This is a genomic window from Dactylosporangium sp. CA-139114, assembly GCF_050955725.1.
Classification (GTDB): domain Bacteria; phylum Actinomycetota; class Actinomycetes; order Mycobacteriales; family Micromonosporaceae; genus Dactylosporangium.
The window spans coordinates 8126095-8148950 of the sequence record NZ_CP192080.1 but is presented as its reverse complement, the minus strand read 5'-3'; the positions used below and the strand labels follow the sequence as shown (position 1 = coordinate 8148950).

General features: G+C 71.0%; 23 protein-coding genes. 13 read left to right on the top strand and 10 right to left on the bottom strand.

All coding sequences use genetic code 11. The annotated features are described in order from the left end of the window. Positions 1 to 10: 10 nt before the first annotated feature. Positions 11 to 1162: an acyl-CoA dehydrogenase family protein gene (locus ACQP2P_RS36330; protein ID WP_433608730.1), complete on the bottom strand. Its 1152-nt coding sequence runs from the start codon at positions 1160 to 1162 to the stop codon at positions 11 to 13. Positions 1163 to 1207: 45 nt separating this feature from the next. On the opposite strand from ACQP2P_RS36330, the gene ACQP2P_RS36325 reads away from it, so the two are divergent. Continuing rightward, positions 1208 to 1837 (top strand): TetR/AcrR family transcriptional regulator, encoded by a 630-nt coding sequence (locus ACQP2P_RS36325; RefSeq protein ID WP_433608728.1) that lies wholly within the window; start codon positions 1208 to 1210, stop codon positions 1835 to 1837. A gap of 690 nt (positions 1838 to 2527) precedes the next feature. On the opposite strand, the gene ACQP2P_RS36320 is transcribed toward ACQP2P_RS36325, so the two are convergent. Together ACQP2P_RS36320 and ACQP2P_RS36315 are read right to left on the bottom strand one after the other, a co-directional pair. Beyond that, entirely contained in the window at positions 2528 to 3088 is a 561-nt protein-coding gene (locus ACQP2P_RS36320; protein ID WP_433608726.1) for a DUF4262 domain-containing protein, read from the bottom strand. Positions 3089 to 3914: 826 nt separating this feature from the next. After that, positions 3915 to 4292 carry a hypothetical protein gene (locus ACQP2P_RS36315; protein WP_433608724.1) on the bottom strand — a complete coding sequence of 126 codons (378 nt, stop codon included), beginning with the start codon at positions 4290 to 4292 and terminating at the stop codon, positions 3915 to 3917. Positions 4293 to 4485: 193 nt separating this feature from the next. On the opposite strand from ACQP2P_RS36315, the gene ACQP2P_RS36310 reads away from it, so the two are divergent. Then, positions 4486 to 4854 carry a hypothetical protein gene (locus ACQP2P_RS36310; protein WP_433608722.1) on the top strand — a complete coding sequence of 123 codons (369 nt, stop codon included), beginning with the start codon at positions 4486 to 4488 and terminating at the stop codon, positions 4852 to 4854. A gap of 343 nt (positions 4855 to 5197) precedes the next feature. Here the strand turns inward: ACQP2P_RS36310 and ACQP2P_RS36305 are convergent, their stop codons facing one another. From ACQP2P_RS36305 to ACQP2P_RS36295, 3 genes are all read right to left on the bottom strand, one after another. Then, positions 5198 to 5767, bottom strand: a complete 570-nt coding sequence (locus tag ACQP2P_RS36305) for a DUF6461 domain-containing protein (RefSeq protein ID WP_433608720.1) — start codon at positions 5765 to 5767, stop codon at positions 5198 to 5200. A 320-nt stretch (positions 5768 to 6087) separates the two neighbouring features. Continuing rightward, positions 6088 to 6207 carry a VOC family protein gene (locus tag ACQP2P_RS36300; protein WP_433608718.1) on the bottom strand — a complete coding sequence of 40 codons (120 nt, stop codon included), beginning with the start codon at positions 6205 to 6207 and terminating at the stop codon, positions 6088 to 6090. 224 nt (positions 6208 to 6431) lie between these two features. Then, a complete protein-coding gene (locus ACQP2P_RS36295; protein WP_433608716.1) occupies positions 6432 to 6866 on the bottom strand; it encodes a MarR family winged helix-turn-helix transcriptional regulator in 435 nt (144 codons plus the stop codon). 93 nt (positions 6867 to 6959) lie between these two features. On the opposite strand from ACQP2P_RS36295, the gene ACQP2P_RS36290 reads away from it, so the two are divergent. From ACQP2P_RS36290 to ACQP2P_RS36260, 7 genes are all read left to right on the top strand, one after another. Beyond that, positions 6960 to 7526 (top strand): YbhB/YbcL family Raf kinase inhibitor-like protein, encoded by a 567-nt coding sequence (locus tag ACQP2P_RS36290; RefSeq protein WP_433608714.1) that lies wholly within the window; start codon positions 6960 to 6962, stop codon positions 7524 to 7526. 241 nt (positions 7527 to 7767) lie between these two features. After that, entirely contained in the window at positions 7768 to 8406 is a 639-nt protein-coding gene (locus ACQP2P_RS36285; protein ID WP_433608712.1) for a TetR/AcrR family transcriptional regulator, read from the top strand. 1 nt (position 8407) lies between these two features. Beyond that, entirely contained in the window at positions 8408 to 10186 is a 1779-nt protein-coding gene (locus ACQP2P_RS36280) for a bifunctional metallophosphatase/5'-nucleotidase (RefSeq protein WP_433608710.1), read from the top strand. A 38-nt stretch (positions 10187 to 10224) separates the two neighbouring features. Then, on the top strand, positions 10225 to 11211 hold the full coding sequence (locus tag ACQP2P_RS36275; protein ID WP_433608708.1) for an aldo/keto reductase: 987 nt from the start codon (positions 10225 to 10227) through the stop codon (positions 11209 to 11211). Next, positions 11205 to 12278 (top strand): carboxylate-amine ligase, encoded by a 1074-nt coding sequence (locus ACQP2P_RS36270; RefSeq protein WP_433608706.1) that lies wholly within the window; start codon positions 11205 to 11207, stop codon positions 12276 to 12278. The genes ACQP2P_RS36275 and ACQP2P_RS36270 overlap by 7 nt, the downstream gene beginning before the upstream one ends. A gap of 13 nt (positions 12279 to 12291) precedes the next feature. Beyond that, a complete protein-coding gene (locus tag ACQP2P_RS36265) occupies positions 12292 to 12903 on the top strand; it encodes an HAD family hydrolase (protein WP_433608704.1) in 612 nt (203 codons plus the stop codon). Positions 12904 to 12988: 85 nt separating this feature from the next. Beyond that, entirely contained in the window at positions 12989 to 13927 is a 939-nt protein-coding gene (locus tag ACQP2P_RS36260; protein ID WP_433608702.1) for a TAXI family TRAP transporter solute-binding subunit, read from the top strand. A 6-nt stretch (positions 13928 to 13933) separates the two neighbouring features. Here the strand turns inward: ACQP2P_RS36260 and ACQP2P_RS36255 are convergent, their stop codons facing one another. Continuing rightward, a complete protein-coding gene (locus ACQP2P_RS36255) occupies positions 13934 to 15310 on the bottom strand; it encodes an ATP-binding protein (RefSeq protein WP_433608700.1) in 1377 nt (458 codons plus the stop codon). Continuing rightward, positions 15307 to 15972, bottom strand: coding sequence for a response regulator transcription factor (locus tag ACQP2P_RS36250; protein WP_433608698.1), 666 nt, complete (start codon positions 15970 to 15972; stop codon positions 15307 to 15309). The genes ACQP2P_RS36255 and ACQP2P_RS36250 overlap by 4 nt, the downstream gene beginning before the upstream one ends. Before the next feature lie 97 nt (positions 15973 to 16069). Between ACQP2P_RS36250 and ACQP2P_RS36245 the strand changes: the two genes are divergently transcribed. The 4 genes from ACQP2P_RS36245 to ACQP2P_RS36230 all read left to right on the top strand — a co-directional run bounded on the left by ACQP2P_RS36245 (position 16070) and on the right by ACQP2P_RS36230 (position 19836). Beyond that, a complete protein-coding gene (locus ACQP2P_RS36245) occupies positions 16070 to 16660 on the top strand; it encodes a hypothetical protein (protein WP_433608696.1) in 591 nt (196 codons plus the stop codon). Between the two features lie 834 nt (positions 16661 to 17494). Continuing rightward, positions 17495 to 17845 (top strand): hypothetical protein, encoded by a 351-nt coding sequence (locus ACQP2P_RS36240; protein ID WP_433608694.1) that lies wholly within the window; start codon positions 17495 to 17497, stop codon positions 17843 to 17845. 4 nt (positions 17846 to 17849) lie between these two features. Continuing rightward, on the top strand, positions 17850 to 18161 hold the full coding sequence (locus ACQP2P_RS36235) for a hypothetical protein (RefSeq protein ID WP_433608693.1): 312 nt from the start codon (positions 17850 to 17852) through the stop codon (positions 18159 to 18161). Further along, positions 18154 to 19836, top strand: coding sequence for a helix-turn-helix domain-containing protein (locus tag ACQP2P_RS36230; RefSeq protein WP_433608691.1), 1683 nt, complete (start codon positions 18154 to 18156; stop codon positions 19834 to 19836). Before ACQP2P_RS36235 ends, ACQP2P_RS36230 begins: the two co-directional genes overlap by 8 nt. A gap of 15 nt (positions 19837 to 19851) precedes the next feature. Here the strand turns inward: ACQP2P_RS36230 and ACQP2P_RS36225 are convergent, their stop codons facing one another. Together ACQP2P_RS36225 and ACQP2P_RS36220 are read right to left on the bottom strand one after the other, a co-directional pair. Then, on the bottom strand, positions 19852 to 21909 hold the full coding sequence (locus ACQP2P_RS36225; protein ID WP_433608689.1) for a hypothetical protein: 2058 nt from the start codon (positions 21907 to 21909) through the stop codon (positions 19852 to 19854). A gap of 67 nt (positions 21910 to 21976) precedes the next feature. Next, complete coding sequence (locus ACQP2P_RS36220) at positions 21977 to 22855, bottom strand: hypothetical protein (RefSeq protein ID WP_433608687.1); 879 nt, start codon at positions 22853 to 22855, stop codon at positions 21977 to 21979. Position 22856: the final 1 nt, after the last annotated feature.

Below are 22856 nucleotides of genomic sequence, written 5' to 3'. Positions count from 1 at the left end.
CTGGGCCCCTTTACGCGAACGCGCTCACGCCGGTGAGAGCACGGCCGATGATGAGCTTCTGGATCTGGCTGGTGCCTTCGTACACGGTAGTGACCCGCGCGTCGCGCAGGTACTTGCCCACGGGGTACTCGTCGATGTACCCGTAGCCGCCGAAGACCTGCAGGGCGGCGTTGGCCGCGCGGACCGCCGCCTCGCTGGCGTAGAGCTTCGCGGTCGAGGACTCGGTGGCGAACGGCTGCCCGCGGTCGATGAGGTCGGCGACCCGCCAGGTGAGCAGCCGCGCCGCGTCGGCCTCCACGGCGATGTCGGCGAGCAGCTGCTGCACGAGCTGGAACGACGCGATCTTCTTGCCGAACTGCTCGCGCTGGGTCGCGTAGCCGGTCGCCGCGTCCAGGCAGCCCTGGATGATCCCGACGCAGCCGGCGGCGAGCGACATCCGCCCCTTGGCCAGCGCCGCCATGGCGATCTTGAAGCCCTCGCCCTCCTCGCCGAGCAGGTTCGCGGCGGGCACGAACACGTCGTCGAAGCTGAGCATCGCGGTCGCCTGGCCGCGCAGGCCGAGCTTGCCGTGGATCTCGGTGACCTGCAGGCCCTCGCTGGGCATCGGCACCAGGAACGCCGAGACGCCCTTCGGCCCGGGCCCGCCGGTGCGCGCGAAGACGAGCGCCACGCTCGCCCAGGTCCCGTTGGTGATGAACATCTTGGCCCCGTCGATGCGCCAGCCGCCGTCGACCCTGGTGGCGCGGGTGGCCAGGTTCCCGGCGTCGGAGCCGGTGTCGGGCTCGGTCAGCGCGAAGCAGGCCAGGTCCTCCCCGGAGCACAGCCGGGGCAGCCAGTGCGATTTCTGGCTCGCGGTCCCCCGCTGCAGGATCGTCTTGGCCACCAGCCCGAGCGAGACCGAGACGATCCCGCGCACCGACGAGTCGCCGCGGCCCAGCTCCTCCAGGACCAGGCAGTAGGTCAGGTGGTCGCCCCCGCTGCCGCCGTGCTCCTCGGGGATCGTGACGCCGAACAGTCCCAGGTCGGCGAGCTTCTTGACGATCTGGAGGTCGACCTGCTCGGCCCGGTCCCAGGCCGCCGCATGGGGCAGGATCTCGCGGTCGGTGAACTCGGCGGTCATGCGCCGGACGGCCTGCTGCTCGTCGCTGAGGGTCAGATCCATAGCCTGATTCCTTAACTAACGCTGTTAGTTTCTAGGATCGTACTCATGGTCCGTCCCCGAACGCCACTGCTGAGCCGCGACCGGATCGTCGAGGTCGCCACCGCGATCGTGGACGCGGAGGGCCTGGATGCCCTCTCGACCCGCCGCCTGGCCCGTGAGCTCGGCGTGCAGGCGCCGTCGCTGTACAACCACTTCGCCACGAAGGAGGAGATCGTCGACGCGATCGGCGACACCATCGTGGCGGGCGTCGACCTGTCGATGCTGGGCCGCGACCCCTGGCCGGCCGCACTGCGCTCGTGGGCCCGCGCCTACCGGGCCGCCTTCCGGGCCCACCCGAACGTGGTCCCGTTCCTGGCCCGCGGCCCGGCCCGCCGCCCGGCGTCGCTGCGCCTGGCCGACGCGGTCTACGGCGCCCTGGTCGACGCGGGCTGGCCCCCGGCGCAGGCGACGCGGATCGGGGCGGCGATGCGGTACTTCGTGGCGGGCTCGGCGCTGGGCTCCTTCGCACTCGGTTTCGTCGACGACCCGTCGCTGTACGCGGCCGACTACCCGCACCTGCGCGACGCACACCGGCTGGCGGGGCGGCACACCCAGGTGGACGACTCGGCCTTCGAGCTCGGCCTGGACGCGCTGGTCGACGGCTTGGAGCGGCGCTTCGCCGAGTTGGAGCACTGACCGGCCCGAGGGTCCCCCGCGACCATCGGGCGTTGACGTCCAGACGTGGCTGATAACGGGACATCGGCCCGCCGTGGACCTCGAGGAGGTCCGGGCTATCCGTCGCCTGCTACTTACGGGGGTGGACCGAATGGTGGACGTTCCCGAAGCGGCGGTGGACGCACCGCAGGGGCCGACGCTCGACTCTCTGCCGAGCGGCCGGACGCGACTCCGGCGGACATCGCCGCCGAGATCGGCGTGTCCGAGCGGCGTGTCCGACGGCTCATGTCCCAACCGCACTGGCCGATCGCGTCAACCGCTCTGCACGAGTGAAACGCGAGACGGCGCCGCCGGCCGAATGACAGTAGCCCGACAGCCGGACGTTCGCCTTTCGACGCCACCTCACCTGCCGCCGGTGGATCCACGAACCTTGACAACGGGATGGACCGTTGGCCGCCAGTCTTGGACAACTGGACCAACAGACAGTTCAAGTCACTGTCCGTAGACACTCCGCACAGTGGTGACGCTTGGTCGACTGCGCACTCATGGTAGCCGATGAGCGCGCACTCGATCTTGCCCCTCGAAATCTTGGCGGGAGGGATGCGATACCGGGTGTTGGCTCCGCAGTGGTTGCGATTGTCGATTAGGCGATGGTGTTGTCGGTGTGGTGACCTCCACCGGGCCGCGTTCATAAACGCGAGCCTCGCGTTCCTACGATTCGTCGACCTCCGTGGCGATGTCCCGCCACGGACCTACGATGTGCTGATCGACGGGGACCGACAGCTGAGGCTGCCACTCTCGGCACCGTGCTCCGACGCCGTCCTCCCACGGCAGCTTGCCGTTCCTGTCGGGCCAGATGAGCTCCAGCATGGGGGACGGCTTGCCGTAGAAGTCGAGCGACTGCCCGAACAGCCCTTCGAACCACGATTCGTCGACCGGACGCAACTGCAGCAGAAAACCTTCGAGAACCCCGGGAACAACGTCGCCCACCTGCGGACGGAGACCACGCTCGACGAGCTCCGCCACGTCGTTGAGCCAACCGACCATGTCCTCCACATCAAGACCGAACATGCACAGGTCGGGAGATCTGAAGGAGTGCCAGAGGCCGATCGTGTACGCCCAGTCCGGCTCGTCCTCGTCGTAGTCGGCGACTCCTTGAATCGACCAGCCGTACTTCTTCACACGGTCGATCGTCCGACCGAGGCTGGGATCCCCGTCGCCGGAGACCCCGGCGTCGCAGATGCCACAGGTACAGGCCTGAGGATCGGTCACCGCGACACTCTACCGACCGCGTAAACACCGACGTAGATCACCCGTTCGACTTCCGTCGGTTGGCCGGCTCATTCCAGCCCCCGGACACCCCTGAGACGCACATGGACGAAGGCTGCGGCGCAGGGCCAAACTCCGACCGAGCAGGCGCACGGATCTGCCGCCGTTGGTGCGCGGCGGCCGGCCAACGCTCGTTACTGCGGGTAGCAGGGTCTGCGAGGACGAGGCTTCCTGTCGTGCCGAGATGAGTGCGCCTCAGTGCCCCTCCACGGCCGGCGTGATCCCCCACTTTCGCGAGCGAAGCGCCAAAACAGTGCGACGGCTTCTGAAGCGGGTCGCCTCACCTGTTCGTCCCAGCCGGTTGCTGCCCAGTGCTCGATCAGTACCTCCTGAGAGTCCGGACTGTCGGCTGGCTTCGGGCGCACCCATCACGGATTCGGCTACCTGCGTCGCAGCATGAAGGCCACTAGGACGCAGAAGAAGCAACAGCCGAGGGCAAACCATGTCCAGCCCAACGAGCTCTCCTTACGTCGTCGCAGGTCGATGGCGACGATTCTATCGACGCGTCGCTATCCCGATGGGTCGAGCCATTCTGATCCTTCCGGATCTGCCGCTGCGGGCGCTCTGCGGCGGGCCAGCACTCGTCACCGACGGTAAGCAACTCCTCGGCGAGGTCGGTGTTCCGATCGTGCCGAGAAGAGTGCGTATGGGCCGACGTCGGAGGCCATCGACTACAGCCCCTTTGCCGTACCTACCGAGTCAGACGCTGGACTCTCCACGAGCAGTCCCATCCTGCCCGTGGCAATGCTGACGGCGCCGACCGGGCAGGCTATGGGGCCTGGGACGGAACCTGCAAAATCTTGCCGAGGTCGTGGCAGCGACGGCGCCACCACGGCCACGCCAAAGGGGCGCAGGGATTCGGCAATGTCCGAGCCAGGAAGTCAGCATCGAGAGGCGCAACCACCCAGGCAAGGTCGCGGCCAGGCCGCCGACCCAGCGCGGTGATGGCCCGCTCGATGAGCTCCCGATCATCCCAGGGGTCAAGGCCCGGCAGGTGCGGCTCCGGAAGATACAGTGGCCAACCGACCGCACCGAGGAAGGCCCCCCAACGCCGCAAGGCGTCCTCGACCGCCAGAGGCGGCAGGCCACGGCTCGCTTCGAAGCGGGTGATCTGGTGCCGGGTACCGGCTGACAGCGCGCGGCCCATGCCGCTTCTTTCCTAGGTCCTGAGTAGAGCCACCATCGTAACCATGCCCTGTCAGAGCGGTCGATGGTCAACCGACCGGGTGCCGAGCGGGCATGCACCGAACGGCCCGACCGCACTCTATTGCCGCAAGGTGCGCGCGTGCACTGCTGTATATCTGTCGCGTAAGCGTTCGACGCCACTATACGGTCGCGGCGTGGACAGTCCGCCGCTGCGCATCGACCGGGCCGACGTCCGGCAGACCGATGACGAGCTCACGCTGATCCTGGGCACCGCGGGAGTCAACGTCGTGCTGATCAGGCTGCGCTACGACGGCTGGGTCGACGAGGTGATCAACAGCGCCGGGACGGTCGCGCCAGGGCCAGGCGCCTGGACCCTCATCGGCCACGCTCTCTCCCTCGAACTCGGCACACGTGCCGCAGCGACCCTCGGCTTCCCACGCGACTGTCGGCTGCACCTCGACGTGGACGACGACGCGATCCGGCAGGTCCGTGCCGCACTCCTGGAGATCCTGCAATGCGCCTGCTTCGTGGTCGACACCCCCGAGGGCCGCATCACCAGCTGAACTCCCCAGCAGATGATCCTGCTCGCGAGCGGCTCTGCGCCGATGCCGACCGAGCCTACGTCGACAGTCGTCGTGCTTGCAGATCGGAAGACGCCAAGGAGACTGAGGCCATCCGCTTCTGCCGCTGCGGACGCGCTCGTAGCTTTATCAGGTTTACGAATCTGCCGCCGTTGGTGCGCGGCGGCAGGCACGTGCACGTTACAGCGGGTGACCAGCGCGGCGAGGCCAAGACTTCCTGTCCTGCCGATGACCGTGCACTCGATCATGCGGCGGAAGCAGCGACACTACCGGAGTTGGCCGCGAGGTACGCGACAGCGACCGGAACCCGCGCGTGAGGACGTGGCTACTCCTTCGCCAGCAGCAGGACAGTGAACTTGCCAGCAAGAACCTCATCGGTCAGCCGGACGCCCGTGAGTATTTCGGCCAGCGCGAGCGCAGGCGCATACCAGTCCTGGTCCGCCAGTTCCAGGGCTTCGACAAGCGGCACGACGCCGGCGGGTAGGCCGTCGTTGCTGGGATTGTTCAGATCCAGCCAGAGCGCCGTCTCGCCGGCGACCGCCACGGTGAAGCTGGCCGGTCCGGCGATGCTCCAGAACACGTTGACGGCCCGCACGCCCGCCACGGCGTGCAGCACCGGCTCGGATTCGCCGCGGTAGCCGCTGAGCGGCTCGACGACCACGATCCACTCGCCTACCTCGCAGACCAGGACGGTGTCCACGCTCGGTCGTTCGACCAGCGCGACGTCGATCGCCTCATCGATAGCCAGGATCATCGCGTCCGCCGGATCACCGCCGAACGCGCGCACGACGGTGTCACGGTTCGAGCCCTCGACGTAGGTGACGCCCATGCCCTCGTCCAACTGCGGCCATGACTCGAGCAATGCCGCGTAGTGGGCAACAACTTCGCCGTACATCCCGGCAACATATCTGCCCCGGCTCCCGTCCGGGGACTGTCCGACCTCCGGCGCAGTCGGAAGCATCGGCGAGGAGACGTGTCGAGCAAGGTCAGACGTCCGTTGGTGCGCGGCGGCCGGCCAACGCTCGTTACCGCGGGTAGCAGGGTCTGCGAGGACGAGGCCTCCTGTCCACAAGATGCCGATGAGCGGACGTCGGTCGGTGACGCCGTAGCGGCCCGGCGCGGCTGGCCCCTTGCGTCGTGGGCGGTGTATGAGCTCGGCCTCGGAGTTCGCGGCCGGCATCACCGAGGGTTCACTGACTGCGAGTGCGCCTTTCATCAGGCTGGCTGGACGAGCTCGATGAGGTTGCCCTCTGAGTCCTTGCCGTAGGCGAATCGCATGCCGGGCCTTACTCCGTTGGCCTGGGCGGAGACGTCGCGTGCTCCAGCGTCAAGCACTGGGCCGGCATACACGGCCGAGTGGAAATGTCCCGAGGTTCCGGCGCCGTTCACGGTCCGCCGAACTCTTGCGGGTTGGTCAAACCCTGGCGAACCTCGATCGACGCCGGAGCCGCGTTGCCCGCCATCGCTGTCGGAGGGCAACGCCGTCACCGGCACGTTAGGACCGGGGCGGTAGCCACCACCCGTCGATGCGTGGGCGGCATCCATCGGCCGGCCTGCGATCACGACTCGGCGATGTCGTCGAGCAGCTGCGCCGCACGTGCGAGCACCGCGCGATCCTCGGCGCTGAGCGCGTGCAGCCGCTCATCCAGCCATGCATTGCGCCGGGCACGAGCGGCGACGGCGAGTTCCCTGCCGGACGCGGTGACGCCGAAGAGCACCTTGCGTCGATCGGCCGGATCCGGGCCGCGTACGGCGTAGCCTGCCGACGTCAGCCGGTTCACGCTCTGACTCATCGAGGCGGGCGAGACCCCGGCCTGCTCGCTCAGGTCGGTCAGGCTCTGCGGTCCGCGTTTGTGCAGGTAGGTGAGCACGTCGAAGGCGGCGTCGCCGAGGCTGCCGGGCTGTCGCTCCACGCGGAAACGGCGGTACAGGCGCCCGATGGCAGAGCGCAGCCGGTCGCCGAGATCGGGCTCCTCCGGTGTGTCCTGCTCCATGGCTCGTTAATATACCTAACTACTTGATTCGTATACCTAAAGAGGTGATGATCGGTAGCGGCACCGCTGCCCTCCCGAACCGAGGAGATCCCCATGCCCGCCAACCCGCTCGGCGTTGCCCTGCGCAAGAAGCGCGCCGGTCACCACACTCTCGTCTGGGCCCGCCCCGACCTGCAGGCCCCGCAGAACTTCATCCTGACCAGCCCTGCCTTCGACCACGGGACGCCCATCCCGAACAAGTACGAGGGCCGCTACTTCGGCCCAAACCTCTCGCCCGCCCTGAGCTGGACGGCGCCACCGCCCGGCGCCGCCGAACTCGTCCTGATCGTGCAGGACCCGGACGTACCGATGAGCAAGCCGGCCACGCACGCGCTCGCGCTCGGCATCAACCCCGCACTGACCAGGATCGAGGAGAATGCCCTCACCAACCCCAGCCCGGTCCCGGGTCTGGTGCACGGCAAGGGCCCGATGGGCCGGCGCGGCTGGGTCGGCCCCAAGCCGGTGCGCTCACACGGCCCCCACGCGTACGTGTTCCAGCTTTTCGCCGTCGATCAGGCCCTCGACCTGCCGGCCGGATTCACCCTCGACAACGCCGTGGCCGCGATGACCGGGCACCTCCTCGGCCGGGCCCGGTTGGATGGCACCTACGAGATTCGCTAGTCCCACGCGGTCCTTCCGGCAGCGATTCGGCGGGAAGCAGGTCACCGGCAAGGAGGGCGCCGGCTTATCTGACACACACGACGCGCTCGAGGGCCTCGCCGTTGAGCCACGACGCCCCACCGCCGGGCGTCATCGCCAAGATCCGCGACTGCCTCGCCGCGTGGCGCCGGCCTGCCGGTGAGCTGGTCTCGTGGCCGGACCTGAGCGTTGGAAAGCGAGCGTTCGCTCTATTATCAGGGACATGCCCCGCGTCTCCGAAGCACACCTCGCCGCGCGCCGTGAGCAGATCCTCGACGCCGCCACGCGGTGCTTCCTGCGCAACGGCTTCCACCAGACCTCGATGCAGGACGTGATCAAGGAGGCCGGGCTCTCGGTCGGGGCGTTCTACCGGTACTTCAACAGTAAAGCCGAGCTCATCCGCGCCATCGCCGAGGAGAAGGTCGGCATCATCCTCGACACCCTGGAGCAACTGCTCGCCCAGGACCCGCCCCCGGCCCTGCCCGAGGCCTTCGCCGAGCTCATCGGGCAGGTCGACCGCAACCTCGGCGGCGGCGGGCCGGTGCGCATCGCGGTGCAGGTGTGGGGCGAGGCCGCCTACGACCCCGCGTTCGCCGAGCTGGTCGGCGGCATCTACGGCCGCATCCGGGCCAGCGCCACGGCGCTGGTCGAGCGGCAGCGCGACGCCGGGCTGGTCGATCCCGGCGCGGACCCGGGCGCGGTGGCCGCGGTCGTCATGGGGCTGGTGCAGGGGTACGTCATCCAGCACGTCTTCGTCGGAAGCGTGGACATTGCCACATATCTGCACGGGATCCAGTCATTGATCGGCGGTTATGGTGCTCGGGACGCCCACGAGGCGGACCGATCACCATGGAAGGCGTGACATGACCAACCTCTCCCGGCGCGGGGTCCTCGCGGCCGCCGCGGCCGCGGCGGCCGCCCCGTTCGTCGCCGGCTCGGCGGCCGAGGCGCACCCGAGCGACCCGAAGACCTGGGACCTGACCCTGCTGGGCACCTCCGACACGCACGGCAACGTCTACAACTGGGACTACTACCGCGACGCGGAGTACGACGACAGCGCCCACAACGACGTCGGGCTGGCCAAGGCCGCGACGGTCGTGAACACGATCCGGGCCGAGCGGCGCGGCAAGGCGACCCTCGTGCTCGACGCCGGCGACACCATCCAGGGCACACCGCTGGCGACGTACTACGCCAAGCAGGAGCCGATCACCACCACCCACGAGCGGCACCCGATGGCGCGGGCGATGAACGTCATCCGCTACGACGCCGTGACGCTGGGCAACCACGAGTTCAACTACGGGCTGCCGCTGCTGGACCTGTGGATCCGCCAGCTCGGGTTCCCGGCCCTGGCCGCGAACGCCGTGAACGCCAAGACGGGGCGGCCGGCCTTCACGCCGTACGTCATCAAGAAGGTCGACCTCGGCCGGGGCGCGCCCAACCTGCGCGTCGGCATCCTCGGCCTGACCAACCCCGGCGTGGCCATCTGGGACCGGGCCAACGTCGAGGGCAAGCTGCGCTTCGACGACATGGTCGCGACCGCGGCGAAGTACGTGCCGGAGATGCGCCGCCGCGGCGCCGACATCGTGCTCATCAGCGCGCACGGCGGCGACAGCGGCACCAGCAGCTACGGCCCCGAGCTGCCCAACGAGAACCCGTCGGCGCTCATCGCCGCGCAGGTGCCGGGCATCGACGCGATCCTGTTCGGCCACGCGCACAACGACGTGCCGCAGCGCTTCGTGACCAACACGGCGACCGGCGCGCAGGTGCTGCTGTCCGAGCCGTCGAAGTGGGGCCAGCGGGTCACCCGGATGGACTTCACGCTCAGCCGTGACCACGGCCGCTGGCAGATCACCACCAAGGCGGCCTCGACCATCAACACCAACGCGTACGCGGCCGACCCCGTCGTGCTCGCCGCGGTGAAGGCCCAGCACAACACGACCGTCGCCTACGTCAACCAGGTCGTCGCGACCTCGACGCAGGAGCTCTCGGCGGCCGAGTCGCGCTACAAGGACACGGCGATCCTCGACTACATCAACAAGGTGCAGACCGACACCGTGGCCGCGGCCCTGGCCGGCGGGCAGTACGCGTCGCTGCCGGTGCTGTCGATCGCCGCGCCCTTCTCCCGCACCGCGCTGTTCCCGGCCGGGCAGGTGAAGATCAAGGACGTCGCGGGGCTCTACATCTACGACAACACGCTCGAGGCCGTCGTGCTCACCGGCGCCGAGGTGCGGGCCTACCTCGAGTACTCGGCGAAGTACTTCGTGACGCTCGCCCCGGGCGCCCCGGTGGACCCGGCCACGATCAGCGACCCGTCGGTGCCGGACTACAACTACGACACGCTCTCGGGCGTGGAGTACGACATCGACATCTCCAAGCCGGTCGGCCAGCGCATCACCCGGCTCGTGCACCCCGGCACCGGCGCCCCGGTCGGCGACGCCGAGCAGTTCGTCGTCGCGGTGAACAACTACCGGCGCTCCGGGGGCGGGAACTTCCCCGGGATCGTCAAGACGCAGGTGTACAACGCGCAGCAGGAGATCCGCCAGTTGCTCATCGACTGGGCCCAGGCCAAGGGCTCCATCGATCCCGCGGACTTCTTCGTCGCCAACTGGAAGCTCGTGCGTGAGGGAACTGCCGTGTTCTAGCCCGGCGGAGTGAACCGGTGCGCCTTAGGGTGGTCTCCATGCAGGAGAGGATTCTGGGGCGCACCGGCGTCCCCGTCGGTGTCGTCGGGCTCGGCGCGTGGCAGCTCGGCGCCGACTGGGGCCGCGTGGACGAGGACGAGGCGATCGCGACGCTCAGCGCCGCGCACGAGGCGGGCGTGACGTTCATCGACACCGCGGACGTGTACGGCGACGGGCGCAGCGAGCGCCTCGTCGGGCGGTTCGTGCGCTCGCTGCCGCCGGACCGGACGGTCACGGTGGCGACCAAGATGGGGCGGCGGGTGCCGCAGGAGGCGCCCAACTACCACCTCGACAACTTCCGCGCCTGGAACGACCGCTCGCGGGAGAACCTCGGCGTCGACACCCTCGACCTGGTGCAGCTGCACTGCCCGCCGACCGAGGTCTACCACACCGACGCCGTGTTCGACGGGCTGGACGAGATGGTCGCCGAAGGGCGCATGAAGGCGTACGGCGTGAGCGTCGAGACCACCGCGGAGGCCCTCGCCGCCATCGCCCGGCCCAACGTGGCCAGCGTTCAGATCATCTTCAACCTGCTGCGGCTCAAGCCGCTCGACGAGGTCCTGCCGGCGGCCGAGAAGGCCGGGGTCGGCATCATCGCCCGGGTGCCCCTGGCCAGCGGGCTGCTCTCCGGGCGGTACGACGAGCAGACCACCTTCGCGGCCGACGACCACCGGACGTACAACCGCCACGGCGAGGCCTTCGACCAGGGCGAGACCTTCTCCGGCGTCGACTACGGCACCGGCCTGCAGGCCGTGCGCCGCCTGGCCGCGCTCAAGCCCGAGGGCGCCACCATGACCCAGTTCGCGCTGCGCTGGATCATCGATCACCCCGCCGTCTGCGTGGTCATCCCGGGCGCCCGCAACGCCGAGCAGGCCCGCGGCAACGCCGCGGCCGCCGCGCTCCCGCCGCTGCCGGCGCAGACCCACGACGCGGTCGCCCGCGTCTACGACGACCTCGTGCGTGAGTCGGTGCACGGCCGGTGGTAGCCGTCGGGGACACCATCGGTGTCGAGGAGGAGTTCCACGTCGTCAACGGCGAGACCGGCGACCTCGAGCCGGCCGCCCGCCGGGTCCTGCGCGGCGCCGACGCCGAGCCGGAGCTGCACCGTTCGATGGTCGAGACCGCCAGCGGCGTGCACACCGGCCTGACCGCGCTGCGGGCCGACCTGGCCGAGAAGCGGCGCTCGCTCGCGGAGGCGTCCGCCCGGCACGGGCTGGCCATGGTCGCCGCCGGCACCGTGCCGAGCTCCGGGAGCACGCCCAGCCGGGTGTACCCGAACGAGCGCTACGAGCGCATGGCCCAGGAGTACATGCAGCTCGTCGACGAGCAGCAGGTGGCCGCGTGCCAGGTGCAGGTCGGGGTGCCGGACCGGGACCAGGCCGTGCGCATCACCCGGCGCATCCGGGAGTGGCTGCCGGCCCTGCTCGCGCTCAGCGTCTCCTCGCCGTACTTCGCCGGCCAGGACACCGGCTACGCCAGCTACCGCACGATCGTCACCTCGCGCTGGCCCACCGTCGGGCCGCCGCCGGACCTGGACTCGGCGGCGCAGTACGACCGGGTCGTCGCCACCCTCGTGGAGAGCGGCGTGATCAGCGACGCCGGGATGGTGTACTTCGACGCCCGCCCGTCGGCCCGCTACCCGACCGTCGAGGTGCGCGTCGCCGACTCCTGCCCCAGCCTCGACGACGTGGTGCTGCTCGCCGCGCTCGCGCGGGCCCTGGTCACCGTCGCCGCCGAGGAGGACGAGGCCGGCCGGCCGCTGCCGGAGGCGCCGCAGGTGCTGCTGCGCGCGGCCACCTGGCGCGCGGCCCGCTCCGGCCTCGGCGGGCACCTCGTCGACCCGGCGACCCGCTCCGCGGTCCCGGCCGGGGTCCGCATCGACGCGCTCCTGCAGCACGTGCGCCCGGCGCTGGAGGCCCGCGACGAGTGGGACACCGCGCTGGAGCTCCTGGCCGCCCTCCGTTCCCGCGGGACCTCCGCCCACCGGCAGCGCCAGGCGGGGTCGCACCGGGAGGTGGCGCTCGCCCTCGCCGCCGAGACCGCGAAGGGGTGACTACCCTCGGGGCATGACGCACAGGGGTCTGCTGGTCGACTGGGGCGGCGTGCTCACCACCGACGTGTTCGCGTCGTTCGACGCGTTCTGCGCCCGGGAGGGGCTGGCGCCCGGGACCGTTCGCGAGCTCTTCCGCGCCGACCCCCGGGCGCGGGAGCTGCTCGCCGGGCTCGAGGACGGCACGCTGCCCGAGGCCGGGTTCGAGGCCGGGTTCGCCGCGCTGCTCGGGCCCGGCATCGCCGCCGAGGGGCTCATCCCGCGGCTCATGGGCGAGGCCGGGGACGACGTGGCGATGCTCGGCTTCGTGCGGGCCGCCCACGACGCCGGCATCCGCACCGGGCTCATCTCGAACTCGTGGGGGCTCGACCGGTACGACCGCGTCCTGCTCGCCGAGCTCTTCGACGGCGTCGTGATCTCCGCCGAGGTCGGGCTGCGCAAGCCCGCGCCGGAGATCTACGCGCTCGGGGCCGAGGCGGTCGGGCTGGACCCGGCCGAGTGCGTCTACGTCGACGACCTGCCCGGCAACCTCAAGCCCGCCCGCGCGCTGGGCATGACCACGCTGCACCACCGGGGCGCGGCCGCGACCATCGAGGCGCTGCGCCCGCTGCTGGGGCTGCCGGCATGAGCGGTACGGAGCGAAGCGGAGTGGCCGCTCATCATAAGCACAGCTTTGGCTCAGGCCGGCGCCGGAGCGAAGCGGAGGTGTCGGCATGAGACGCCGGACGCTGCTGGGCCTGGCCGCGGCCGGCCCGCTGGCGCTCGCCCTGCCGGGGCTGGCCGGCTGCGACGGCGACGGGGCCGAGGCCACCGGCGACCTGCGCATCGCCACGGGCAGCCCGGGCGCCGTCTACTACCGCTACGGCACGGCGATCGCCGAGCTGTGCAAGCGGTACCTGCCCAACGTGCACGCGAGCGTGCTGACCACGGCGGCGTCGCAGTACAACGTGCAGAGCGTGCTCGACGGCACCGCCGACGTGGCGTTCACCCAGGCCGACATCGCCGCCGGCAACGAGCAGAGCCACCCGAAGCAGCTGTGCGCCCTGGCCCGCCTCTACGACGACCACATCCACGTCGTCGTCGCGGCCGGCAGCCGGATCCGGCGCCTGCAGGACCTCACGGGCCGCAAGGTCTCGATCGGCGCCGAGGGCTCCGGCACCGCGATCACCGCCGCCCGGGTGCTGGAGGTCTCGCACGTCACCGTCGACGCCCAGCCGCTCGGCCTCGACGACTCGGTGAAGGCGCTGCAGGCGGGGACCATCGACGCGTTCTTCTTCTCCGGCGGCCTGCCGGTCGCGGCCATCGCCGACCTGGCCCGCGCGTTCCCGATCGCGCTGCTGCCGCTGGAGGAGTCGGTGCAGCTGCTGCGCGAGGAGTACGGCGACTACTACGCCGAGCGGGTGGTGCCGGCCTCGACGTACACGGGCATCACGGCCACCGTGGCCATCGGCATCGCCAACTACCTCGTGGTGCGCGTGTCGATGAGCGAGCCGCTGGCGTACGGCGTCACCCGCCTGCTCTTCGAGGGCCGCGACGAGCTCGCGAAGGCCCACCAGGCGGCCGCGCGGCTGAACATCCGCTCCGCCATCTCGACCCCGCCGCTGCCGCTGCACCCGGGAGCGATCCGCTACTACCGCGCCCAGAAGGCGTAGCGCGGGTCACAGCGCGGCGGGGAACCAGACCCGGGCGTGCAGGCCCGACGGCTCGTTGGGCAGCAGGTCGAAGCGGCCGCCGGAGGCGTCGACGAGCACGGCGACGATCGGCAGGCCCAGGCCGCTGCCGTCGACGTTCTGGGCGTCCGGGGCGCGCCAGAAGCGCTCGGTCGCCATCTCGCGCTGCTCCTCGGTCAGGCCCGGGCCGTTGTCGATCACGTGAAGGACCACGCCGTGGTCGTCGGCGTTGGGGCGTACCGTCACCGTCGTCCCGGGCCCCGAGAACTTCACCGCGTTGTCGATGAGCGCGTCCAGGGCCTGGTCGATCGCGGTGCGCACGGCGCGGGCCCGCAGCGGCCGGGCCGGGCGCACGTACCGCAGCGTGATGTCCTTCTTCGCGGCCACCGGCTGCCAGGCCAGCACCCGGGCCCAGGCGGTCTCGCCCGCGTCGAAGTCGGCGAGGTCGTACTTGCCCCGCTCGGCCCGCGCCAGGGCGAGCAGGCTGTCGAGCACCTCGCCGAAGCGCTCCGCCTCCTCCAGCGCGAGCCGGTGGCCCTCGACCGCCTGCGGGTCGGCGAGGTCCGCGCCGAGGTCCTCGACGCGCAGGCGCAGCGCCGTCAGCGGGTTGCGCAGCTGGTGGCTCGCGTGCGAGACGAACGCGCGCTGCCGCTCCAGGGCGTCGGCGACGGTCGCCGCCATCTCGTTGAAGGCGCTGCCGAGGCGGCGCAGCTCCGGCGGGCCGTCGGCGGCCGGGACGCGCACCGCGTAGTCGCCGGCCGCGAGCTCGTGCGCGGCCGAGTCGAGCTCGGCGACCGGCCGCAGCGTCCAGCGCGCCAGCGACCAGGCCGCGACGATGCCGGCGAAGAGCACCACGAGCCCGCCGCCGGCCAGGATGCCCCAGGCGCTGCCGACGCCGTTGGCGTTGCTGCGGGTCGGCGAGACGGTCACGACGGCGCCGATCACCTCGCCGCCCCGGCCGACCGGCACCGCGACGACGAGCGGCTGGGTGCGCCAGGGCCAGATCGTGCCGTCCTCGCTCGCCTCCCGGCCCTCGAGCGCGCGCCGGGCCTGGCGCAGCACGTTGCCGTCGGCGAGGCGCAGGTCGGGGCGGGAGCCGACGACCTGGTGCGCGTCCTGGTCCACGACCACGGCCGCCACCCCGTAGACGTCGTCGTAGCGGGTCAGCTCGGCGGCCAGCTCCGCGGTGTCGGTGTCGCGCAGGGCCGGCTCGGCGAGCGTGGCGAACCGCGTCGCGTCGGCGAGCCGGTCCGCGACCAGCCGCTGGGTGTCCCGTCCCGCGAGCGAGATCGCCAGCGGTACCTCCAGCGCCGCCAGCACCAGCAGGAGCAGCACGAGGTACACCGAAACCAGCCGGACCCTCATGGCGCTATGCGGTAACCGACGCCGCGCACGGTCTGCACGAGCCCGGGCACGTCGAGCTTCGCGCGCAGCGAGCCGACGTGGACGTCGAGGGTGTGCCGCCCGACGAAGCTCGTCTGCCAGACGGCGAGGATCAGCCGGTCGTAGGAGACCACGACACCCGGCGTGCGGGCCAGCACCGCGAGGATCTCGAACTCCTTGCGGGTCAGCGACACGTCCCGCCCGCCGGAGACCACCCGGCGCGCGGCCACGTCCACGGTGACCGGCCCGGCCGTGAGCACCTCGCTCGGCGGCGGCGCGGCCCGGGCGGCCCGGCGCAGCACCGCCTCGATGCGCGCGTTGAGCTCGGCCATCGAATACGGCTTCACCACGTAGTCGTCGGCGCCCGTCTGCAGCCCGGCGACCCGGTCGCGCTCCTCGGCCCGGGCGGTCACGGCGATGATCGCGACGCTCTCGTCCTTGCGGCGCAGCGTCCGGCACACGTCGATGCCGTCGCCGTCGGGCAGGTTGAGGTCGAGCAGCACCAGGTCGAAGGGCTCGCCCGCGAACGTGTCGAGGGCGGACTGGGCGGTCGGGCAGTGCACCACCTCGTGCCCGCGCCGGCGCAGGGCCGTGGCCAGGGCGGCCGCTACCCGTGCGTCGTCTTCCACCAGCATCACCCGCATCGTGCGCCCATGGTACGGGAGGGTCACCTTCAAGAGTTCGTCAAGGAACCGGGGCGGACCCTCCCGCAGGCGGCCGCCCGTTTGCCACGGTTGTGCGGTGGACATCGTGCCGAGCGGCGAGCGTTACCGGGCCTCGACCGTCGCCGCGTTCGAGGCGGCCGTGCTGGTGCGATGTACTGGGGTGTGTGGAGGTGGAGGCCGTGCCCGGGCGCTGGGGGGCGCCCGGGCACGATCTCTCGACGGCGTGCTGGCGGAGTTCAACCGCGGCGCGGCGGCCGAGCGGCTCGCCGAGCTGCTGACCGCCGCGGGGCGCACGGCGAGCGTGCACCGGTACACGGCCGGGAACCGCCACCGGTACGAGATCTTCCGCGTCTTCGGCGACCCCGGAGCCGGGCAGTTCCTGGACCGCGCGTGGGCGCAGGGGTACACCGATCTGTGCGCCGTGCCCACCGAGCCACGCTCGACCCGCCAGGTCCGCCACTCCCGCCGCTTGGCCGAGGCCGCCTGGCGCGGGGTGCTCATGGTCTCGGGCCCGGCGCGCAGCGGCTCGCCGGGGCTGCGCGTGGCCGACCTGGACACCGCGACGGTGCTCATCCGCGCGGGCCGCATGATGGCGCTGCCGGTGCGCATGTCGACCCGCCCGGGCGGCCAACTGCTGCTGGTCATGCCCACCGCGGCCGCCGCCTGACGGCGATCCGCCACTTCGGGCGGGCGCTCGGCCTGGCCTCTGAGCCGTCGGTTCAAGGGTGCGATCGGAAGGCTCGGGCGACGGCTTCGCCCTCCGGCATGCCTTCGATCCAGAAGAGATCTCCGAACACCAAGGGAACCGCGGGTCCTCCGCGGCCCTGTCGATGCGCGACTCCAGCTCGTCGAGCGAACCACTCCAGGCCTCAAATCCCGCCGACGCGGGAAAACCGACCCGAATGCGCCCCTCGCGAAGCAGTTCCTTCACGACGCAGAGCCCGAGCGGGAACGCCCGGCGCTCACTCTCGGCCAACGCTTCCAGCCCGCCCGGCTCAAGTTCGTGTGCGGCCGTTGCTTCACGTGCGGCGTAGACGACGTCGAGCGGCGTTGATGCTAAGGCCGAAGGGATCGCACACTCGTCGCGTGTCGCCGGCTTGCTGGCGGTGTACCGGTTGATGAACAGGTCCAGAGCCACGACACTCATGTCGACGGTGTTGGAGGGGCGCGCCGGGCCAACGGCGGCCCCTCCTCAAGCCAGTTAATCCAGGTGAACAGACCTTCGGGCTCTCGCTGGATAACTGACGGACAGTCCGTTGCGCACCTACTCGCTACTCCGCCTGACCTGGTGATACGCGGTTAGGCGCTCCGCGGCGGGGCTGTTGGCGGCTGGGGTTTCAACGGACGGCACGAAACCGGCCCCCAAAACGGACTCTGGGCTCGATTCAGGGCTTCGATACACCTCATGATGACGTAACGCGCGTGTTCAGGCCACGGGTCAAACCCGGAACACGAGCCGGTACGGCAAACCATCCAGGTGAACAGACCCAAGGAGTTCTGCATGGTCCTTCGTGCACGTCTTGCTGTGTTACTGCTGGTCAGCGCTGCGGTTTCGGCGCTGCTGCAGGCCGGGTGGCCGCCGCTGGAATCGGTGGCGATCGTGCTGTTCGCCACCGCCGGCGGGGTCGAAATCGGGTGCCGGCTCACCGGCACCGTCCCGGCGATGAAAATCCGGGTCGTGGTCGTGGTCCTAGTGGTGACCACGGTCCTGAGCGCGGTTACCGCCGGGTACCCGGCGATCGCGTGCATCGGGCTCGTGCTGTTCACCGCAGGGTGCGCGGTCGAGATCGGTCGCCGGCTGACCGGCGAGCCGTACCAGCGGCTCCGCTGGTTCTCTCCCGGTCTGGCCTGACCAGATGACCAGGCGGGTGGGCAGGCCACACTCGCCGATCGATCCCCAGGGGCCGCTCGCAGCCTTCGCGAGCGGCCCGCTGGGCCTGAAGATCGGCAGCAACCTCACCTACGAACAAGCCGGACGGAAGGTCTCTTTCCGTCCGTCGGTGCTGACCGAGGCGGCCGCTGGCAAGCGGCTGCCGACCCTCCCAGTCGCGCTTGCCTACGTCCGCGCATCCGGCGGATTGGACCGCGGGATTCCCAGGTGGGAGCGACGGTGGCAGCAGGCACGTCATCATCTCCGCCAACTCGAGGCCGGTGGTGCGCATGCCTAGACCGGAACGCGCCCTGGACCCCGACGATCCGTGGGCGCCGATGGCGCGGCAGTTGCGGGCGCTCCGCGAGGCGGCACAGGTCAGCTACGGAGAGCTGGGCCGGCGGGTCTACTACAGCGGAACGGCAATGTCGATGACGGCCGCGACGGGCGGCGGCACGATCCCGTCATGGTCAAAGGTGGAGAAGTTCGTGACCGCATGCGGCGTGACCGATGCGGGTGAGCTTGCCGCGTGGCGGCAGCGCTACGACGCCGCGGCCGCAGCCGCGCGCCCGGCCCCGACCAACCCGGCCCCGACCGAGGGTGCTGCCGCCGCAGACGAGCTGGTGGACCCTGCCGCAGCGCAGACCCGAGCGCAGTTTGGCGCCGGACTGCGGGCATTGCGTAACCAGGCCGGCCTGTCATACAAGCAGGTGGCCGACAGCTCCAAGGGTGTGCTGGCAAAGAGTACCGTCGGCGACCTGCTGGTCGGCCGTATCTGGCCGACCGAGGCGACCGTGAAGACCTTCGTGTCCGTCTGCGCGCAGCAGATCCCGGTCGACGTCGATGCGTGGCTCACGGCTTGGCAGCGGATCACCGCCGCGAACGCCCAACCACGGCGAACGGTCACCTCGACGCGTGCACTGGCCAGCAGGGCGCCGATCAGGGACGACTGCGACTTCCTTCGGGAACTGGCCGCTCGCACGCCTCTCGCCGAATTCGCCGAAACACTTGATGGCCGCGACCGCCGGACGCTGACCGGGGCAGCATACCGGCTAGCCATGCCGATCGTCTTCCACCAGATCACCCGGCACCTCGAATTACGACGCGGACATGTTCGCTGTGCAGTAAGCAGCCGGCTGCTCGACCCGGAGTGTCATGATCGGTTCGCGGACGATGTCGACGCGGTCGTCGAAGATCTCCTCCGTCAGGCCCGGATTCGGATCAGCAACCTGGACGGCTGGATCGTCAGCCGGTTGAACGCGGCCCTCGTCGATGCCAACCGCCGTCGACGGGGCAGCGTGGGTGCGATGCAACGGCCCCGGCTGCCCCAGTGGCTGCAGAAGGCGTTGCACGACGATGCGTGGCTGACCTGGCTGGCATTGAGCATCCTGGATTGGGTCGGCGTGCCGGTGGCCGCAGGCAATGGCCTCTGGCCGCTCGAAGCATGGGCCCAGCGGCACGAGAAGATCACGAGCACCTACGGCACCGACACCGCAGCCGTTGAACGCGATATTGCGCGGGTGCTCACCGTCATGCGCTGCCGCCCTGCGTGGTACGAGCGGTTCGTCCAGGAACCGCTCGCCCGCAAGCAGCAGCGGCTGCGGCCGTTGTACGAAGAGGAGGAACCGCAGGTAGCGCTGCGCCAACGGCGCGAGGCGCAGGACGACCGGTTGCTCGAGCTGTCCAACCGCGCCATCGAGGAGATCCGCATCCGCATGGGGCGGCGGCGGCAGGCCCCTGAGACGGTGGTGACCGAGGTGATCACTGAGATCTTCGCCGGCGGTACCGGCGCAGACGAGTTGGATCGGCCGCCGGGCGAAGACGGCCTCGACACACACATCGCCAATCTGCTCGTTGACCCGGACGGAGTCGGCAGGATCGTCACGGCCGTACTCGCCGTGATCAATGATTCGTCTCAGCCCGTCCTCGGCCCGGACGTGTATGCGCCGGAGCAGCATGACGTCGCCGCCTGATCAGCAAGGCACTGCCTAGAGGCGGGTCGCGCTGAAGATCATCGTGGTCATGACCACGCCGGCGGTGGAGGCGTTCGCCAGGACCAGGCGCGGGCTCAGCGACGTGAACGGGTTCTCCTTGTCCACGTAGGTCGCCTTGCGGTTGCCGGTCGAGAACGCCGTCAGCTCGACCCCGCCGTCGCCCGTCGGCTTGCACGTCACCTGCAGCGGCGTCGAGGCGGTGGTCGGCGGGGCGGCGTTCTTGGGCTTGGCGGACGCGGCCACCCGGGGGTGCTGGTCCCCGGCGTGCTTGTAGATCTCGATCACCCCGTCGGCGGTGACCTCGAAGCTGTACCCGTTGGCGAGGTTCGACCCGTCGTAGCACCCGGCCCCGATGCGGGCCCCGCCGGCCGATTTGCCGATCGCGGCGAACTCGAGGTCGATGTTGAAGCCGGCGCCCGGCACGCTCAGGCGCTGCTCGGGGCCGGGGGCCACGCAGCGCACGTTGGGCTGCTCGGCGGTGATCCGCAGCGCGTCCGGCACCTCGATCTTGCAGCCGCCGGCCGGGCCCCAGGCCGCCTTCTGCTGCAGCGCCGCGACGGTCCGGGTGCCCTTGAGCGGCCACGGCCCGACGGACTGCAGCCAGCAGGCGATCACCGGCTTGGCGTGCCAGGCCTTGTCCAGCCCCGGCGGCAGCAGCGGCTTCTCCAGCGTCAGGAAGGACTGCCCGAAGGGGACGCCGAGGTAGTCGCCGTACGACTGCTCGCACATCGCCCGGGTCGCGACCTGCACCGCCTTCTCGCCGGGGTCGACGGTGAAGGGCAGGTGCCCGACGAAGGTGACCTCGCCGACGTGGGCGGCGTTGCACTGCGCGACGTACCGCAGCTGCGACGACCCGCCGATCCAGTCGAAGCACTCGCCGGCCTTGAGGTCGAACTGCTCCCCGGCGTAGGCGTCGGCCGCGGCGGTGGACGGCGCGGCGAGGGCCTTGGCGATGCGCTCCCCGTCGGCGTAGTCGGCGACCGGGAGCCCGTCGGCGAAGAGCTGCCGCAGCGACGGCGTGAGCCCGTCGACCGACAGCGTCGTGTCGTGCACCGCCTGCCGGTGGGTGGGGGAGAGCCCGGCGACGACGACCACGCGGCCGTTCTCGGTGCGCAGGAAGTACTCGTAGCCGTACCAGTGCCCGGCCCCGACGGCGCCGAGGGGCACCGCGACGGCGAGGGCGAGGGTGGCGTACCCGGTGACGGTGCCCCAGGCCCGCCCGACCGACGCGGCGATGACCCCCGCGGCGACCCCGAGCACGCCGCCGAGCAGGGCGATCGCGCCGCCTGCGGACAGTACGAACGCCAAGGGCTCGGCGATGAGGAAGCCCAGGAGGCCTCCGGCCCGGGCGGCGCCCCCGTCGAGCACGTTCGGGTTGCCGCGCACGAGGTGCAGCAGGCCGAGCGTCGCCACGACGATGCCGGTGGCCCGGGTCAGCACCCGCTCGCGCAGCAACGCCAGGGTGGCGAGGCCGAGGGTGGCGAGCTCGCCGGCGCGCCAGAGCCGCCGGTCGGCGAGCGGGACGAGCAGGAGCCGCCAGGGCCAGGGCTCGCGGGGCAGGCGGGGGAGGGGCCAGGTGAGCAGGAGCGGCAGGACGGGCAGGGCGTAGGCGGCGTACCCCAGCAGGAACGTCGTCGCCCCGAGCGCCACCGCGTGCCCGGGGACCCGCGGCACCCACAGCAGCGCGGCCGGGACGAGCGCGAGCGGCACGGTGATCACCAGGCGCGCCCAGGACGGCCGGCGGACCTTGGGCCGCTCCGGCGAGCGGCTGGGCTGGGTGATGTCGCCGGTGACGAGGTTGCGGCGCGGGCGGCGGTGCGCGCCCCACTCGGCGGCGGCCGCCCCCTGCCAGTCGGTGAGCGCGGCCCGCACCTGGTCGGCGGCGGCCAGCGCGAGCAGCAGCGCGATCACGAGCGCCAGGACGATCCGCCAGGCGGGCGGCAGCGGGGCGAAGCCGAGGAGCGTGGACAGGCCCAGCGCCGCCCCGGTCGCGAGGACCAGCAGGGCGACGGCGGGGAGAGCGGCTTGGGCCCGCCGACCGGCCTCGGACATGGCTGGGAGCATGGCACCAGCCGTCACATCGTCGCAACCGGCCTAAAGCTGGCTTAAAACTCCGCGGTCACATCTGCGTGTGCCCGGCCGCGCAGGCGTCGATGACCGGCTTGAACGCGGCGACCTCGGCATCGGTGATCTTGAGTTCGGTGTAGAGCGGCGGGCCGCCGTCGAGACTGACCCAGGCCGGGAACACGTACGGCTTCTTGATCTCGGCGAGCGCGTGCGGGGTGCAGCGCTCCCCGTCGACGATGATCGGGATCTGCAGCTCGTCGGTCCCGGGCGGGAGCACGCCGTAGGGCTTCGGGGTCGCCTCCCGCAGCGGGACGGGCATGACCTCGAGCAGGATGCTGCCGGCGAACTCCCGCAGCGTGATCGTGCCCTTGAAGCCGGTGCGCCGGACCACCACCGTGCCGTCGACCCAGCCGCTGGGCAGACGGGTCCAGGGGCCGAAGGTGAACGTCGCCTGGCGGTCGAGGTACGCCTGCTGGCAGTCGATCGCGAGGAACTTGTCGAGCATCGGGTTCGGATCGGTCAGCGGGAACCGCACGTCGCGGGCCGGGCCCTGCTCCGTGTGCACGCGCAGGGCCACGAACGAGGGGGCGGCGCGCGGCGTGAGCTCGTCGCCGGCGCAGACACCCCGGCCGTACGACACCGGCACGTCGACCTGCAGCCCGCCCGGCGGCAGCCACGCGTCGGCCCTGACCGGCTCGGTGCCGGTGAACGACGGCGACTGCAGCTCGACCCGCTCGACCACGAGCTTCTCGGCCCCGTCGTTGTGCATCGAGATCTGCACGGTGTGCCGCACCTCGTCGACGCGCCCCTGGGTGAGCTCGACCCGGAGCGGGGGGAGCGCCGGATCTTGCGCGACGGGCGCGTGCCCGGACAGCGCCGCCCCACCCAGCGAGACCAGGATGAGCAGCGCGACGACGAGCAGGCGCCCCATG

Coding starts and splice junctions, on each gene's coding strand:
- ACQP2P_RS36330 (WP_433608730.1), bottom strand. CDS start 1,162: ATGGATCTGACCCTCAGCGACGAGCAGCAGGCCGTCCGGCGCATGACC.
- ACQP2P_RS36325 (WP_433608728.1), top strand. CDS start 1,208: ATGGTCCGTCCCCGAACGCCACTGCTGAGCCGCGACCGGATCGTCGAG.
- ACQP2P_RS36315 (WP_433608724.1), bottom strand. CDS start 4,292: ATGGGCCGCGCGCTGTCAGCCGGTACCCGGCACCAGATCACCCGCTTC.
- ACQP2P_RS36305 (WP_433608720.1), bottom strand. CDS start 5,767: ATGTACGGCGAAGTTGTTGCCCACTACGCGGCATTGCTCGAGTCATGG.
- ACQP2P_RS36295 (WP_433608716.1), bottom strand. CDS start 6,866: ATGGAGCAGGACACACCGGAGGAGCCCGATCTCGGCGACCGGCTGCGC.
- ACQP2P_RS36290 (WP_433608714.1), top strand. CDS start 6,960: ATGCCCGCCAACCCGCTCGGCGTTGCCCTGCGCAAGAAGCGCGCCGGT.
- ACQP2P_RS36285 (WP_433608712.1), top strand. CDS start 7,768: ATGCCCCGCGTCTCCGAAGCACACCTCGCCGCGCGCCGTGAGCAGATC.
- ACQP2P_RS36280 (WP_433608710.1), top strand. CDS start 8,408: ATGACCAACCTCTCCCGGCGCGGGGTCCTCGCGGCCGCCGCGGCCGCG.
- ACQP2P_RS36275 (WP_433608708.1), top strand. CDS start 10,225: ATGCAGGAGAGGATTCTGGGGCGCACCGGCGTCCCCGTCGGTGTCGTC.
- ACQP2P_RS36265 (WP_433608704.1), top strand. CDS start 12,292: ATGACGCACAGGGGTCTGCTGGTCGACTGGGGCGGCGTGCTCACCACC.
- ACQP2P_RS36260 (WP_433608702.1), top strand. CDS start 12,989: ATGAGACGCCGGACGCTGCTGGGCCTGGCCGCGGCCGGCCCGCTGGCG.
- ACQP2P_RS36255 (WP_433608700.1), bottom strand. CDS start 15,310: ATGAGGGTCCGGCTGGTTTCGGTGTACCTCGTGCTGCTCCTGCTGGTG.
- ACQP2P_RS36250 (WP_433608698.1), bottom strand. CDS start 15,972: ATGCGGGTGATGCTGGTGGAAGACGACGCACGGGTAGCGGCCGCCCTG.
- ACQP2P_RS36240 (WP_433608694.1), top strand. CDS start 17,495: ATGGTCCTTCGTGCACGTCTTGCTGTGTTACTGCTGGTCAGCGCTGCG.
- ACQP2P_RS36235 (WP_433608693.1), top strand. CDS start 17,850: ATGACCAGGCGGGTGGGCAGGCCACACTCGCCGATCGATCCCCAGGGG.
- ACQP2P_RS36230 (WP_433608691.1), top strand. CDS start 18,154: ATGCCTAGACCGGAACGCGCCCTGGACCCCGACGATCCGTGGGCGCCG.
- ACQP2P_RS36225 (WP_433608689.1), bottom strand. CDS start 21,909: ATGTCCGAGGCCGGTCGGCGGGCCCAAGCCGCTCTCCCCGCCGTCGCC.
- ACQP2P_RS36220 (WP_433608687.1), bottom strand. CDS start 22,855: ATGGGGCGCCTGCTCGTCGTCGCGCTGCTCATCCTGGTCTCGCTGGGT.